Source organism: Streptomyces sp. NPDC056296 (genome assembly GCF_042268605.1).
In the GTDB taxonomy this organism is placed as follows: domain Bacteria; phylum Actinomycetota; class Actinomycetes; order Streptomycetales; family Streptomycetaceae; genus Streptomyces.
Genome location: NZ_JBHJRX010000009.1, coordinates 102,488 through 116,107 on the forward strand (window position 1 = coordinate 102,488; position 13,620 = coordinate 116,107).

12 protein-coding genes are annotated in these 13,620 nt (G+C 71.9%); 4 read left to right on the forward strand and 8 right to left on the reverse strand.

Annotation, left to right across the window (positions count from 1 at the left end):
• From pfkB to ACFCZF_RS08810, 3 genes are all read right to left on the reverse strand, one after another.
• Positions 1-948: a 1-phosphofructokinase gene (pfkB, locus tag ACFCZF_RS08800; RefSeq protein ID WP_376671059.1), complete on the reverse strand. Its 948-nt coding sequence runs from the start codon at positions 946-948 to the stop codon at positions 1-3.
• A complete protein-coding gene (locus ACFCZF_RS08805) occupies positions 945-1,706 on the reverse strand; it encodes a DeoR/GlpR family DNA-binding transcription regulator (protein ID WP_376671060.1) in 762 nt (253 codons plus the stop codon). The genes pfkB and ACFCZF_RS08805 overlap by 4 nt, the downstream gene beginning before the upstream one ends.
• Positions 1,707-1,894: 188 nt before the next feature.
• The gene (locus ACFCZF_RS08810) at positions 1,895-3,412 is read right to left on the reverse strand and encodes an MFS transporter (protein WP_376671061.1); all 1,518 of its coding nucleotides are present in this window, start codon (positions 3,410-3,412) and stop codon (positions 1,895-1,897) included.
• 62 nt (positions 3,413-3,474) lie between these two features.
• Between ACFCZF_RS08810 and ACFCZF_RS08815 the strand changes: the two genes are divergently transcribed.
• Positions 3,475-4,446: a helix-turn-helix transcriptional regulator gene (locus ACFCZF_RS08815; RefSeq protein WP_376671062.1), complete on the forward strand. Its 972-nt coding sequence runs from the start codon at positions 3,475-3,477 to the stop codon at positions 4,444-4,446.
• A 646-nt stretch (positions 4,447-5,092) separates the two neighbouring features.
• On the opposite strand, the gene ACFCZF_RS08820 is transcribed toward ACFCZF_RS08815, so the two are convergent.
• Both ACFCZF_RS08820 and ACFCZF_RS08825 read right to left on the reverse strand, forming a co-directional pair.
• Positions 5,093-5,713: a TetR/AcrR family transcriptional regulator gene (locus ACFCZF_RS08820; RefSeq protein ID WP_376671123.1), complete on the reverse strand. Its 621-nt coding sequence runs from the start codon at positions 5,711-5,713 to the stop codon at positions 5,093-5,095.
• 556 nt (positions 5,714-6,269) lie between these two features.
• Positions 6,270-7,268, reverse strand: a complete 999-nt coding sequence (locus ACFCZF_RS08825) for an RNA polymerase sigma factor RpoD/SigA (protein WP_375914259.1) — start codon at positions 7,266-7,268, stop codon at positions 6,270-6,272.
• A gap of 237 nt (positions 7,269-7,505) precedes the next feature.
• Here ACFCZF_RS08825 and ACFCZF_RS08830 point away from each other — a divergent pair, with 237 nt between their 5' ends.
• The gene (locus ACFCZF_RS08830; protein WP_376671124.1) at positions 7,506-8,021 is read left to right on the forward strand and encodes a GNAT family N-acetyltransferase; all 516 of its coding nucleotides are present in this window, start codon (positions 7,506-7,508) and stop codon (positions 8,019-8,021) included.
• A gap of 26 nt (positions 8,022-8,047) precedes the next feature.
• On the opposite strand, the gene ACFCZF_RS08835 is transcribed toward ACFCZF_RS08830, so the two are convergent.
• The gene (locus tag ACFCZF_RS08835; protein WP_375914256.1) at positions 8,048-8,833 is read right to left on the reverse strand and encodes a dioxygenase; all 786 of its coding nucleotides are present in this window, start codon (positions 8,831-8,833) and stop codon (positions 8,048-8,050) included.
• Between the two features lie 108 nt (positions 8,834-8,941).
• On the opposite strand from ACFCZF_RS08835, the gene ACFCZF_RS08840 reads away from it, so the two are divergent.
• On the forward strand, positions 8,942-9,460 hold the full coding sequence (locus ACFCZF_RS08840; protein ID WP_376671063.1) for a MarR family winged helix-turn-helix transcriptional regulator: 519 nt from the start codon (positions 8,942-8,944) through the stop codon (positions 9,458-9,460).
• A 112-nt stretch (positions 9,461-9,572) separates the two neighbouring features.
• On the opposite strand, the gene ACFCZF_RS08845 is transcribed toward ACFCZF_RS08840, so the two are convergent.
• Positions 9,573-11,108 (reverse strand): MFS transporter, encoded by a 1,536-nt coding sequence (locus tag ACFCZF_RS08845; protein ID WP_375914250.1) that lies wholly within the window; start codon positions 11,106-11,108, stop codon positions 9,573-9,575.
• A gap of 200 nt (positions 11,109-11,308) precedes the next feature.
• Positions 11,309-11,962 (reverse strand): TetR/AcrR family transcriptional regulator, encoded by a 654-nt coding sequence (locus ACFCZF_RS08850; RefSeq protein WP_375914247.1) that lies wholly within the window; start codon positions 11,960-11,962, stop codon positions 11,309-11,311.
• A gap of 301 nt (positions 11,963-12,263) precedes the next feature.
• Here ACFCZF_RS08850 and ACFCZF_RS08855 point away from each other — a divergent pair, with 301 nt between their 5' ends.
• Positions 12,264-13,562, forward strand: a complete 1,299-nt coding sequence (locus tag ACFCZF_RS08855) for a M6 family metalloprotease domain-containing protein (protein ID WP_376671064.1) — start codon at positions 12,264-12,266, stop codon at positions 13,560-13,562.
• The last annotated feature ends 58 nt before the right edge of the window (positions 13,563-13,620 follow it).

A 13,620-nucleotide genomic window follows, 5' to 3' on the forward strand; every position in this document is an offset into this window, starting at 1 on the left:
TCATGACGCCGGCTCCTTCAGTGCGCGGTCCACCGGCACCTCCGCCGTGACCGTCACCGCCCCCGGGTCCAGGTCGGCCGGCGTCGGCATCACACTGCCGGGCAGCTGGACGGCGGCGGCGCCGTGTGCGACGGCGGAGGCGAGGGCGCCCGGACCGGCACCGCCGGCGACGAGGAACCCGGCGAGGGAGGCGTCACCGGCGCCGACGTTGCTGCGTACGGCGTCCACGCGGGCGCTGCCGAACCAGGTGCCCGCGTCGTCCACGAGCAGTTGGCCGTCGGCGCCGAGGCTGGCGAGCACGGACCGGGCGCCCAGCTCCCGCAGTTCCTCGGCGGCCTTCACGGCGTCGCCGATGGTGGCCAGGGGGCGCCCGACGGCCTCCGCGAGCTCCTCGGCGTTCGGCTTGACCACGTCGGGCCGTTCGCGCAACGCCTGGAGCAGGGCGGGCCCGGAGGTGTCCAGGGCGATGCGAACACCGGCGCCGTGCGCACGGGCGACCAAGTCGGCGTACCAGGAGGGGGCGAGTCCGCGGGGCAGGCTGCCGCAGCAGGCGATCCAGTCCGCGCCGGGCGACTGCCGCCGTACGGTCTCCAGGAGCAGTTCCCGTTCGGCCGACGACAGTTCGGGACCCGGTGCGTTGATCTTCGTCAGGACACCGTCGGACTCGGCGAGCGCGATGTTGGCCCGGGTGACCCCGGCGATCGGCACCGGCGCGACCTCGATGCCCTGGGCGTCGAGCAGTTCGGTGACGAGGGCGCCGGACGGGCCGCCCAGCGGCAGCACCGCGACGGTTCGCCGGCCGGCCGCCGTCACCGCGCGCGAGACGTTAACTCCTTTGCCGCCCGGGTCCACGCGCTCGCCCGTGGCGCGGACGACCTCGCCGCGGTCGAGGGAGGGGACCTCGTAGGTGCGGTCCAGGGACGGGTTGGGGGTGACGGTGAGGATCATGCGCGTACTACTTCCGTGCCGGCGCGCTCGATGGCGGTGGCGTCTTCGGGGCTCAGCCCGCTGTCGGTGATCAGCAGGTCCACGTCGCTCAGGGCGCCGAAGCGGGCGAAGTGCTCCTGGCCGTGCTTGGAGGAGTCGGCGAGCAGCACCACGCGGCGGGCGGCGGCGACCGCGGCCCGCTTGACGGCGGCCTCGGCGAGGTCCGGGGTGGTCAGACCGTGCTCCACGGAGAAGCCGTTGGCCGCCACCACCAGCACGTCGGCGCGGATCTCGCCGTACGCGCGCAGTGCCCAGGCGTCCACGGCGGCGCGCGTACGGTGCCGCACGCGCCCTCCGACCAGGTGGAGCTGGATGCCGGGGTGGTCGGCGAGGCGGGCCGCGATGGGCAGGCTGTGGGTGACGACGGTCAGCGACGCCTCCGGCGGGAGCGCGGCGGCCATGCGGGCCACGGTCGAACCGGCGTCGAGGATCATCGTGCCCTCGGCCGGCAGTTCCGCCAGGGCCGCCTTGGCGATCCGGTCCTTCTCGTCGGCGGCCGTGGACTCGCGCTCGGCGAGGTCCGGCTCGAAGTCCAGCCGCCCGGCGGGGATCGCGCCGCCGTGCACCCGGCGGAGCAGACCGGCGCGGTCGAGCGCCTTCAGATCGCGGCGGATGGTCTCCGCCGTCACCTGGAACTCCTCGGCCAGCGACACCACGTCCACCCGGCCGCCGTCCCGGGCGAGCCGGAGGATCTCCTGCTGCCGCTCCGGTGCGTACATGACCGTTCGCCTCCACCTGTGCCCGAACCTGTGGTTTCACTCGGAGATTACGCCCGGTATTCCGGAATGTAAACAGGGAATCGGAAGCGCTCGGGCCCAAACAGGCATGAACGGACATCACGAAAGAAGGGGCGGGCCCGGCACCGAAGTACCGGACCCGCCCCTCCCCGCCCCCCTGAGCGCGGCCGTCAGACCAGCGCCGGCTTCTTCTCCTCCGCCCGTTCCTCCTCCTGGGCCCCCTCCACGTGCTGGGCCGGCCGCCTGGGCAGCGCGAACATCAGCAGGAAGATGACTCCCATCACCCCGGCGACCCAGCCCAGCGCGTTCTGGAAGCCGTCCGCGTACTCCGGGCCGATGCGGGACGGGGCCAGGTGGTCGCTCATCGTGCCGAAGAAGACCACCGAGACCAGCCCCAGCCCCAGCGCGTTGCCCATCTGCTGCACGGTGTTGATGAGCCCGGACGCCGCTCCGGCGTGCTCCCGCGGCACCTGGGACAGCACCGCGTCCGTCAGCGGGGCGACGATCAGACCCATGCCGACTCCCATGACGACGAGCGGCAGCGCCATCTGCCAGGACGTGATGCCGAGCCCGTAACGCTCGGACTCCCAGATGTAGAGCAGTACTCCGGCCGCCATCACCAGCGCCCCCGCCTGGAGCACCTTGCGCCCGAAGCGCGGGACCAGTTTCTGCACCGACACCCCGGCCGCGACGGCGACGGCGATCGAGAACGGTACGCCGGTCAGCCCGGCCCGCAGCGGGGTCCAGCCGAGCCCCTCCTGCATGTACAGCGTCCACACCAGGAAGAAGATGCCGAGCGCGACCCCGAAGACGGTCTGCACGGCGATGCCCGCCGCGAAGCTCTTCACCTTGAACAGCGACAGCTCCACCAGCGGCGAACCGTCCCGCACGGTCTTCCGCCGCTCGTACGCCACCAGCACCGCGAGGACGACGACCGAGCCGGCCATCGACAGGTACCCCCACAGCGGCCAGTCCAGCTCGCGGCCCCGGGTCAGCGGGTAGACCAGCATCAGCAGACCGAGGGTGACCAGGGCGACCCCGACCAGGTCCAGCTTGAGGGCGCGCGGCGCCTTGGACTCCGTGATGAAGCGGCTGCCGAGGACGAGTCCGGCTATACCGACCGGCAGGTTGATGAGGAAGATGGGCCGCCACTCGAGCCCGAAGAGGTTCCACTCGGTGAGCAGGGCGCCCAGCAGCGGACCGGAGACGGCTCCCAGTCCGACGATCGCGCCGAACAGCCCGAACACCTTGCCGCGTTCGTGCGCCGGGAAGGTGGCGTGCACGATTGACAGGACCTGCGGCACCATCAGCGCCGCCATGGCGCCCTGGAGGATGCGGGAGGCGACCAGCATCTCCGGGTTCACGGCGAGGCCGCACAGCGCGGACGCGACGGTGAAGCCGCCGATGCCGACGAGGAACACCCGCTTGCGGCCGTGGATGTCGCCGAGCCGCCCGCCGGTGATCAGACCGGCGGCGAAGGCAAGGGCGTAACCGGCGGTGATCCACTGGATCTGGCTGAAGGAGGCGCCCTCGTCCTGCCGGATCGACGGGATCGCGATGTTGACGATGGTGACGTCGACCAGGTCCATGAACGCCGCGGTCATCACGATCGCGAGGGCGAACCAGCGACGTCGGTCGCCCGCGGCGGGCTGGGCGGGTGTGGGCCCTGGGGTGTGCGTTGAGGTCATGGAGGAAAGCTATGACCCCGGTAGGACAGGTCACGTCCTAGATCTACGGCATCCTCGAACGCATGACGACGGACACTCCGGCCCGGCTCCTGACGCTCCTCTCCCTACTCCAGACGCCCCGCGAATGGCCCGGCGGCGAGCTCGCCGACCGGCTCGGCGTCTCCCGCCGCACGGTCCGGCGGGACATCGACCGGCTGCGCGAGCTGGGCTATCCCGTGCAGGCGACCATGGGTTCCGACGGCGGTTACCGGCTGGTGGCCGGCAAGGCGATGCCGCCGCTCGTCCTCGACGACGAGGAGGCGGTGGCCATCGCGGTCGGGCTGCGGGCCGGCGCCGGTCACGCGGTCGAGGGCGTGGACGAGGCGTCGGTACGGGCGCTGGCCAAGCTGGAGCAGGTGCTGCCGGGCCGCCTGCGTCACCGCGTCGCCACCCTCCAGGCCGCGACGACGCCGCTGACCAGCGGGGACGGTCCGAGTATCGCGCCCGAGACGCTGACCGTCATGGCGTCGACGGTGGCCGGGCGGGAGCGGCTGCGGTTCGCCTACCGCGCGGGGGACGGCGTCGAGTCGCGGCGCGTGACGGAGCCGTACCGGCTGGTGTCGACGGGCCGCCGCTGGTACCTGGTCGCCTACGACCTCGACCGGGACGACTGGCGGACCTTCCGGGTCGACCGGGTGAGCGAGCCGTTCGCGACCGGCGCGCGGTTCGCACCGCGGGAGCTGCCGACCGGGGACGCGGCGGAGTACCTGCGGCGCTCGATGCAGCGGCGCGGCGACTCGTACGAGCTCGTGGTCGCCTTCGACGCACCGGCCGAGGTCGTCGCGGCACGGCTGCCGCAGTGGCTCGGAACACCGGAGCCGACGGACGGCGGCGCGTCGTGCGTCCTGCGGGCGACCGTGTCCGACGCGGTGGAGTGGATGGCGGTACGTCTCGCGATGCTGGGAGTGGACTTCCGGGTGCGGGAGCCGGCGGAACTGGTGGAGTGCGTAAGGGGGTTGGGGGCGAAGCTGGTGAGGGCGGCAACGGATCGGTGACCGATCCCCGCGATGCTCGGGCGCCACCAAGCTCCGACCCCGCCACGCCCCGGCTCCGCCAAGCTCCAACCCCGCCAGGCCCCGGCTCCGCCAAGCTCCAACCCCGCCATACTGCGGCCCCGCCATGCTCCGGCGCCACCAAGCCCCGGCCCCGCCACGCCCCGGCTCCGCCAAGCTCCAACCCCACCATACTGCGGCCCCGCCATGCTCCGGCGCCACCAAGCCCCGGTCCCGCCACGCCCCGGCTCCGCCAAGCTCCAACCCCGCCATACTGCGGCTCCGCCAACCTCCGGCGCCGCCAAGCTCCAGCCCCGCCACGCCCCGGCTCCGCCAAGCTCCAACCCCACCATACTGCGGCTCCGCCAACCTCCGGCGCCGCCAAGCTCCAGCCCCGCCAGGCCCCGGCTCCGCCAAGCTCCAACCCCGCCATACTGCGGCCCCGCCATGCTCCGGCGCCGCCAAGCCCCGGCTCCGCCAAGCTCCAACCCCGCCATACTGCGGCCCCGCCATGCTCCGGCGCCGCCAAGCCCCGGCCCCGCCACGCCCCGGCTCCGCCACCCTCCGCCCCCCATACTGCGGCCCCGCCACGCCCCGGCCCCCGGGAACCGGCGGCACCGAAGCGCAAGTGCACCCGGTCGCTCGTCGGCTACCCCGTGGGGTCGTCCTCCCAAGCGACCTCCCGCAACACCCGGAGATTCCGCAACGCCAGCTCCAGTGGATTCCCGGCCCTCGTCCCCTCGGACGAGGGGCCCTCCGCGGAGGTCGCCCAGTACTCCACCGCCACGCGCACCGCCGCACCCGCCACAGCTGCCGCGAAGTGCAGCTCGGGAGAGGCTCGCAGCCGCGCGGCAACGTTGTCGTCCCCCCGTGCCGTCCGCACGGCCAGCACCTCCACGAGCCCCCGCTCCGCCTGCTGGCAGACCTCCGCCCACACCTTCCGCAGCGCCGGACTGGTCTCGGCCAGGCGGATGAGCGTGCGGGCCCACTCCCAGGAGGGCGCCGACACCCCGGCGCCCGGCGTCAGCGTGTGCCGTACGGCGTACTCCAGGGCCTCGGGCGGCGACAGCTCGGCCGGGGCCTCGCGCACCGCCTGCGCCCAGCGCTCGGCGCCGAGGGCGTAGAGCGGGGCGACGGCCTCCTCCTTCGTCGCGAAGTAGCGGTAGAAGGTGCGCGGGGCGACTCCCGCCGCCCGGGCGATGTCCTCGGCCCTGGTGGCCCGCAGGCCCTGGCCGACGAAGAGACGGGCCGCCGCGCGGGCGATCTCCATCCGGGTCTCGGCCTTGCGCCGCTCGGTCAGGGAGACGGGCGCCGGACCGGGCGTGGGGGCCGCCGACGATGGTGGGGTGGTGCTGCTCACTTCGGCAGGCTATGCCGCTGTGGCAGAATCTGCCATTCGGCGGGCCACCCCGGGGTTCAGGTTCGGGGTGCCCCGCCTCCCACACGGAAGGAGCCGGGCTGCGGCGCCTCGGGGGGAGAGGCGCCGAGCCCGGCTCGGGAAAGTCCCGGCGCCGGGGGGAGTGCGTCGGGACGTGGTCCAAAGGGGCGGAAGGGACCGGTTCGGGGCCGGTTCGGGGCCGGCACCCCCGGGCCCGAACTGGTGGGCCCGGAGTTCTTTTTCCCGGGCCCCCGCCGGTTGAAGCAGCGTTGTACGGCCATGTTTGCGCGGGGTTCGGCCACCGGCGTACGCCCCACGCGTCACGTCACGCCCCCGCATCACGACCTCCGGTGGCTCCGGGGGTCCCGGGGGTCCCGGTGGCGACCCGACCCGGCGACCCGACCCGGGACCCGAACCCGTCGTTGCCGCCCGCCGTCTCGCCACCCGCTTACGCCGCCGCCTCGAAGCCGGTGTCGCGGGCCAGCTTCTTCAGCTCCAGCAGCGCGTGCTTCTCGATCTGCCGGATCCGCTCGCGCGTGAGCCCGTGCTCCTTGCCGACCTCGGTCAGCGTACGCTCGCGGCCGTCGACGATGCCGTACCGCATCTTGATGATGGAGGCCGTGCGCGGGTCGAGGCGGCCGATGAGGTCGTCGAGCTCCTCGCTGCGCAGCAGCGTCATCACCGACTGCTCGGGCGACACGGCGGAGGTGTCCTCCAGCAGGTCGCCGAACTGGGTCTCGCCCTCGTCGTCCACCGACATGTTCAGCGAGACGGGGTCGCGGGCCCAGTCGAGTACGTCGGTGACGCGCTCCGGCGTCGAACCGAGCTCGGCGGCGATCTCCGTGGGCTCCGGCTCGCGGCCGTGCTCGCGGTTGAACTCGCGCTGCACGCGCCGGATCCGGCCCAGCTCCTCCACCAGGTGGACGGGCAGCCGGATGGTGCGCGACTGGTCGGCGATCGACCGGGTGATGGCCTGGCGGATCCACCAGGTCGCGTACGTCGAGAACTTGAAGCCCTTGCGGTAGTCGAACTTCTCGACCGCGCGGACCAGACCGGCGTTGCCCTCCTGAATGAGGTCGAGGAGGGGCAGACCACTGCGGGGGTAGCGGCGGGCGACCGCGACGACGAGGCGGAGGTTGGAACGGATGAAGACGTCCTTCGCCCGCTCACTCTCCTCGATCAGGGCCTCCAGCTCCTCCCGGGTGGCGTCCGCCCCGGTCTCCTCGTAGCCTTCGAGGACCTGCCGCGCGAACACACCCGCCTCGATGGTCTGGGACAGCTCGACCTCCTTGGCGGCGTCGAGCAGGGGGGTCCGTGCGATCTCGTCGAGGTACATGCCGACCAGATCGCGGTCGGCGAGCTCGCCGCCGCCTGCGCGGACGCTGGTTGCCGCGTCGGAGGTCCCGCCGGTGGCGGACTTACGACGGGCGACGGCACGGGTTGCCATGCGTGCTCCCTTGCGATGGTGGTTCAGCGGGTGGTCCTGTGGACACCGGGCGCCGTGTGAGGTTGTCGTCTCCGGTCTTCTCGGTCCCGGATCCGGTCTTCGGTCCCTCTCGGGACTCTCCTCGGGTGCCCTGCATCCGATGGAAACAACGACTGGAATCCGGACAGAATTCCCAACCCGCCCCCCGATTTTTCTGATCATGCAGTACCCTGTGCCGCCACATGAGGAGGCACGATGCTGTCGGGACGTGCGGAGGTCCAGGTCAGACCGGGAATCGAGGACGATCTCAAGGCCCTCACCGACCTCTACAACCACTACGTACGTGAGACGCCCATCACGTTCGACACCGACCCCTTCACCCCGGAGGAGCGCCGCCCTTGGCTGCTCTCCCACCCTGAAGACGGCCCGCACCGGCTGAGGGTTGCCACGGACGCCGACTCACAGGAGATTCTGGGGTACGCCACATCCAGCCCCTACCGCGCGAAGCCCGCGTACGGCACCTCGGTGGAGACCACCGTCTACGTCGCCCCGCGGGCCGGCGGCCGGGGCATCGGCACGCTGCTCTACGTGTCCCTCTTCGAGGCCCTGGCCGACGAGGACCTGCACCGCGCCTACGCGGGCATCGCACAGCCCAACGCCGCCTCCGCCCGGCTGCACGCACGCTTCGGCTTCCGGCACGTCGGTACGTACCGCGAGGTGGGCCGGAAGTTCGGCCGGTACTGGGACGTGGCCTGGTACGAGAAGCCACTGTAGCCCTTCCCGTGTCCGCGGGGCGGGGCTCAGCCGAACTGCACCGACCGCTTGGCCAGTCCCATCCAGAACCCGTCGATCACGGATTCACGCAGGTCCAGCTCACCGGCCGCGTCCGCCGCCCCCATCGTCACGAACAGCGGGGCGAAGTGCTCGGTGCGCGGGTGGGCGAGCAGGCCCGCCGGGGACTTGCGGGCGAAGTCGAGCAGCCCGTCCACGTCACCGGCCTCCAGCGCCCGCCGCCCCCAGTCGTCGAACTCGGCGGACCAGGCGGGGGTGCCGCTCTGGCGCAGCGCGGCCAGGTTGTGGGTGAAGAAGCCGGAGCCGACGATCAGCACGCCCTCGTCGCGCAGCGGCGCGAGCCTGCGGCCGGTCTCCATGAGCCGCGCGGGATCGAGGGTCGGCATGGAGACCTGGAGGACCGGGATGTCGGCGCCGGGGTACATCTCGACGAGCGGCACGTACGCGCCGTGGTCGAGTCCGCGGTCGGGGACGTCCTGCACGGGCGTGCCGGGGGCGCGCAGCAGCTTGCGGACGGATTCGGCGAGCGCGGGGGCGCCGGGGGCCTCGTAGCGCACCCGGTAGTAGTGCTCCGGGAAGCCCCAGAAGTCGTAGACCAGGGGGACGGTCCGGGTGGCGCCGAGGGCGAGCGGGGCCTCCTCCCAGTGGGCGGAGACGACGAGGATCGCCTTGGGGCGCGGGAGGGCGGCGGCCCACGCGGCGAGTTCGCCGGGCCAGACGGGGTCGTCGGCGAGCGGCGGGGCGCCGTGACTGAGGTAGAGGGCGGGCATGCGCTCCTGAGTGGCGGCGGACATGAGGGCGGCTCCCAGCACTTGAACTTACTTGAACCCTCAATCTCTCTTTGCGTGAATCTACGCCTTATTTGTTTAATCTTCAAGAAGTGGTTGCGTACGATGGGTTACATGAACACGGCACCCATCCCGGCCGCCCCCGCCGAAGAGCCCCGCTGGCTCACCGCCGAGGAACAGCGCGTCTGGCGCTCCTACATCGAGGCCGCGACCCTCCTGGAGGACCACCTCGACCGTCAGCTCCAGCGTGACGCGGGCATGCCGCACGTCTACTACGGCCTGCTGGTCAAGCTCGCCGAGTCACCGCGGCGGCGGCTGCGGATGACGGAGCTGGCCAGATACGCGAAGATCACCCGCTCCCGTCTCTCGCACGCGATCGCCCGCCTGGAGAAGAACGGCTGGGTGCGCCGCGAGGACTGCCCCTCCGACAAGCGGGGCCAGTTCGCCATCCTCACGGACGAGGGGTACGAGGTGCTGGGCCGGACCGCGCCGGGCCACGTGGACGCCGTACGCCAGGCCGTGTTCGACCGGCTCACGCCCGAACAGCAGAAGTCCCTCGGCGAGATCATGCGGATCGTCGCCGAGGGACTTCAGCCGAGCGAAGCGGGTGCGGACCTGCCCTGGCTGCGCTGAGCGCGCGGCCGGGGCAGGTCCTGGGAACCGTGCGCGAGGGGCGTCCCCTCCCCCCCGCGCACGGATGGAACAGGTGGCCCGAAGACCCGAAGGGGTACCGCGTCCGGCGTCGTCAGTGGGCGACGACCGGCACCCGCAGCTCGTCCTCGGCCGCGTCGCCCGAACCGGACCCCGTGACGGCGGTGCCGCCCGGGCGGCCGGCGTTGACGAGGGTCAGGGCGATCACGGCCGCCGCGACCAGGATGCCGACGGCGAACCAGATGGCGCTGGTGTAGCCCTGCACCTGGCCCTCCAGCTGGACCAGCTGCTGCTGGGACCGGGAGGCCGCGCCGCCGATGTTGTCGGCGATGTAGGACGTGGTCGCCGAGGCGGCGATCGTGTTCAGCAGCGCCGTACCGATCGCGCCGCCCACCTGCTGCGAGGTGTTGACCATCGCGGAGGCGACACCGGAGTCCCGCGGCTCCACGCCCATGGTGGCCAGGGACATGGCCGGCATGAACGCCGTACCCATGCCGAGGCCGAGCAGGAGCATGCCGGGCAGCAGGACGCCCGCGTAGGAGGTGTCGATCTCCAGCTGGGTCAGCAGCAGCATGCCGACGGCGGCGACCAGGAAGCCGGGGCCCATCAGCAGCCGGGGCGCGACCCGGGTCATCAGGCGGGTGCCGATCTGCGTGGAGCCCACGATCATGCCCGCGATCATCGGCAGGAAGGCGAAGCCGGTCTCCACCGGCGAGTAGCCCTTCACGATCTGCAGGTAGTACGTCAGGAAGAGGAACAGGCCGAACATCGCGATGATCGCCAGGCCCAGCGAGAGGTAGATCCCTCCCCGGTTGCGCTCGGTGATCACGCGTAGCGGCAGCAGCGGGGCCTTGACCTTCGACTCGACGAGCACGAAGGCGAGGAGCAGCACGGCGGAACCGACGAACATGCCGACCGTCACCGCGTCGCTCCAGCCGTTCGACTCGGCGCGGGTGAAGCCGTAGACGAGCGCGACCAGACCGAGGGTGGACAGGATCACGCCGGGGATGTCGAGCGGCGAGCGGTTGCGACTGCCCTGCGGCTCACGGATGACGAGGTACGCACCGGCCGCGGCGACGATCGCGAACGGGATGTTGACGAAGAACGTCCAGCGCCAGTTCAGGTACTCGGTGAGGAATCCGCCGAGGATCAGACCCACGGCGCCACCACCACCGGCGATCGCACCGTAGATGCCGAAGGCCTTGGCACGCTCCTTGGCGTCCGTGAACATCACGGCGAGCAGGGAGAGCGCGGCCGGCGCGAGCAGCGCGCCGAAGACGCCCTGGAGGGCGCGGGAGCCGAACATCATCGCCTCGTTGGTGGCCGCACCGCCGAGCGCGGAGGCGACGGCGAAGCCGGCCAGCCCGAGGACGAAGGTGCGCTTGCGGCCCCACAGGTCGGCTATCCGGCCGCCGAACAGCAGCAGACCGCCGAAGGCGAGGGCGTAGGCCGTGACGACCCACTGCCGGTTGCCGTCGGAGATGCCGAGGTCCTGCTGGGCGGAGGGCAGGGCGATGTTCACGATGGTGGCGTCGAGGACGACCATCAGCTGGGCGAGCGCGATGAAGACGAGCGCTTTCCAGCGTCCGGCGTCCGGGACGCCGGGAGCCTTGACGGCTGTTTCAGACATGGGGATACCCACTTCGGGACTTCGTGACGGAAAAAGATGAGTAAAGGGACGACTGGGCCAGGGGCGACGGCTATGGGAGCCGTCGTCCTCCGGTCAGACGGTGAGCCTTCGCGTGACTACTGGTGTGACTGCTGGTGTGCCTGCTGGTGTGACTACTGGTGTGCCTGCTGGTGTGACTACTGGCGGAACTACTGGCGGAACTACTGGTCGCAGGGCCGGCGCAGGTCCTCCATGGTCACGACCGTGCCCGGCAGGGCGGAGCGGGCGGGAGCCCGCAGCCCGTCCAGGAACAGCTGCAGGTGGCGGTGGACGAACCGGTCGGCGCTCATGCACCCCGTACCGGCCGGGGGCCGGCTGAGCTGGGCCGCGGCGATCATCAGATCGCCGACGCCCACGTCGCTACGGAGCTGACCGGCCGCCTTCGCCCGGTCCATGACCTCGGCGACCAGTCGCTCGACCCGTTCGCGCGCCGCCTCCAGGTCGGGGTGGTGCTGGTCGAACGTGCTGGACACCATGGGGCACAGGGCACTGATCCGCTCGTCGACGGAGACGTGCACGAAGCGCTCCAGCGCCTCGAAGGCGTCGCCGGTCTCCGCGAGAGCGAGCTCGGCCGCCCGTGCCGTACGGTCCATGACCGAGCAGACGACCTCGCGGACGAGGGCGTCGCGGTCGGGGAAGTTCCGGTACACCGTGGCGTTGCCGACGCCGGCCCGGCGGGCGACGTCGTCGAGCGGCACGTCGGGCCCGTGCTCGACGAACATCTCCCGGGCGGCGGTGACGATCCGCTCCCGATTGCGCAGGGCGTCGGCGCGGGGCCGGGGCACCTTGTGCTGTTCGGGGGTTGCGGTCTGCACGGCGTACTCCTCGGATGACTTGGCTGGCGATCCGGGGAGGGAATCCCCGTTTCGCTCGGACACAGGGCTAAACGGGGAAACGATCCCCGGTTATTTCCCGGACCCGAAGAGATTCACCGTGACCTGCGTCACGACCTGCCTGCCGCTTCCGAATGCGCCCTTCGCGCACGCCCCCGGTCGGCGGCTACCGGCGAGAAACCCACGATCGGCTCCTCCAGCGCGCGCCCGCCCACCCCTCGGCACAGGGTGATCGCAAGGGTGCAGCCGGTGTCCGGCGGCTGCCGTGGTCCGGGAGGTCTGCATGCAGCCGCAGCCGCAGCAGCGGGCGCCGAGCCGTCGGATACGCCCGCGCCGGCTGGCCGCGATCGCGACCGTCACCGTCGTGACCCTCGCGGTCAGCACCTCGGCCGGCACCGGCCGGCTCGCGCCGAGCACCACGGCGTCGGGCCCCGGCCCCGCCGCCCTCTCCCGCTCCTCCGCGCACGGCCCCTGCATGATCAGCGGCGGCTCCGAGATCCAGATGTCCGAGGGCGTCCCGACCTCCGCCGGCTACGCCCGCCCGACCGGCACCGTCCGCGCCCTCACCCTGATGATCGACTTCTCGGACGCGCCCGGCGAGGGCAAGGCGCTCGACCGCTACGCGGAGTTCTTCCCGCAGACCGAGGAATGGTTCCGCACCAGTTCCTACGGCCGCCTCGACTACCACCCCGAGACACCGATCCGGGACTGGCTGCGCATGCCGAAGTCGTTCGCCGAGTACGGCATAGAGCGCGGCGCCCCCTTCGACCCCGGCTACCGGAACCTGGTCCAGGACCTGGTGGCGGCGGCCGACGCGAAGGTGGACTTCCGGTCGTACGACCTCCTGAACGTGCTGGTCACCCCGAACGCGGGCCCCTCGGCCCTGGACACGGTCCTGTCCGTCACCTTCGCCGGCAACACCGAGGCCCCGGTCGCCGACGGCGTCCCGGTGGCCAACGCGTCCTTCGTCTACTCCCGCCAGGACGACGGCTCCGGCTCCTACGACGAGACCGGCTACCGCGTGCTCCCGCACGAGAACGGCCACGTCTTCGGCCTCCCGGACCTCTACACCCAGGAGGGCGGCGGGGCCGTCGGCCACTGGGACATCATGAGCGAGGACTGGGGCGCCAACAACGACCTCCTCGGCTGGCACAAGTGGAAACTGGGCTGGCTGGACCCCTCCCAGGTGCACTGCGCCGCAGCACCCGGTACGACGGAGTACACACTGACCCCGCTGGCCCGCAAGGGCGGCGACAAGCTGGTGGTCGTCCCGCTGGACGGCAAGTCCGGCTACGCCGTCGAACTGCGCACCCGCGAGGGCAACGACGAGACGGTGTGCCGTCCGGGCGTACTGATCTACAAGGTCGACGCCGACGTGGACACGGGGATGGGCCCGGTGACGGTCTTCGACTCCCGCCGGGACAGCGGCGGCTGCACCCGCAGCCCGAACGTCCACGCCGAACTCTCCGACGCCGCCTTCACACCGGGCGAGACCTTCAAGGACCCGCGCCGGGGCATCACGATCGCGGTGTCCGGGGCGGACCTGAAGGGCGATCACCAGGTGCGGGTCACCCGCAGGTGACGGCCGGCCCCGCCCGCCGGCGGCATTACGGTATTGCCTGCCGCGACCGCCGTACCGG

Bases quoted from the DNA above. Each gene is read 5' to 3' on its own strand.
- ACFCZF_RS08840 (WP_376671063.1), top strand. From the start codon at position 8,942: ATGAACACGGCACCCATCCCGGCCGCCCCCGCCGAAGAGCCCCGCTGG.
- ACFCZF_RS08810 (WP_376671061.1), bottom strand. From the start codon at position 3,412: ATGACCTCAACGCACACCCCAGGGCCCACACCCGCCCAGCCCGCCGCG.
- ACFCZF_RS08855 (WP_376671064.1), top strand. From the start codon at position 12,264: ATGCAGCCGCAGCCGCAGCAGCGGGCGCCGAGCCGTCGGATACGCCCG.
- ACFCZF_RS08805 (WP_376671060.1), bottom strand. From the start codon at position 1,706: ATGTACGCACCGGAGCGGCAGCAGGAGATCCTCCGGCTCGCCCGGGAC.
- ACFCZF_RS08835 (WP_375914256.1), bottom strand. From the start codon at position 8,833: ATGTCCGCCGCCACTCAGGAGCGCATGCCCGCCCTCTACCTCAGTCAC.
- ACFCZF_RS08815 (WP_376671062.1), top strand. From the start codon at position 3,475: ATGACGACGGACACTCCGGCCCGGCTCCTGACGCTCCTCTCCCTACTC.
- ACFCZF_RS08820 (WP_376671123.1), bottom strand. From the start codon at position 5,713: ATGGAGATCGCCCGCGCGGCGGCCCGTCTCTTCGTCGGCCAGGGCCTG.
- ACFCZF_RS08825 (WP_375914259.1), bottom strand. From the start codon at position 7,268: ATGGCAACCCGTGCCGTCGCCCGTCGTAAGTCCGCCACCGGCGGGACC.
- pfkB (WP_376671059.1), bottom strand. From the start codon at position 948: ATGATCCTCACCGTCACCCCCAACCCGTCCCTGGACCGCACCTACGAG.
- ACFCZF_RS08845 (WP_375914250.1), bottom strand. From the start codon at position 11,108: ATGTCTGAAACAGCCGTCAAGGCTCCCGGCGTCCCGGACGCCGGACGC.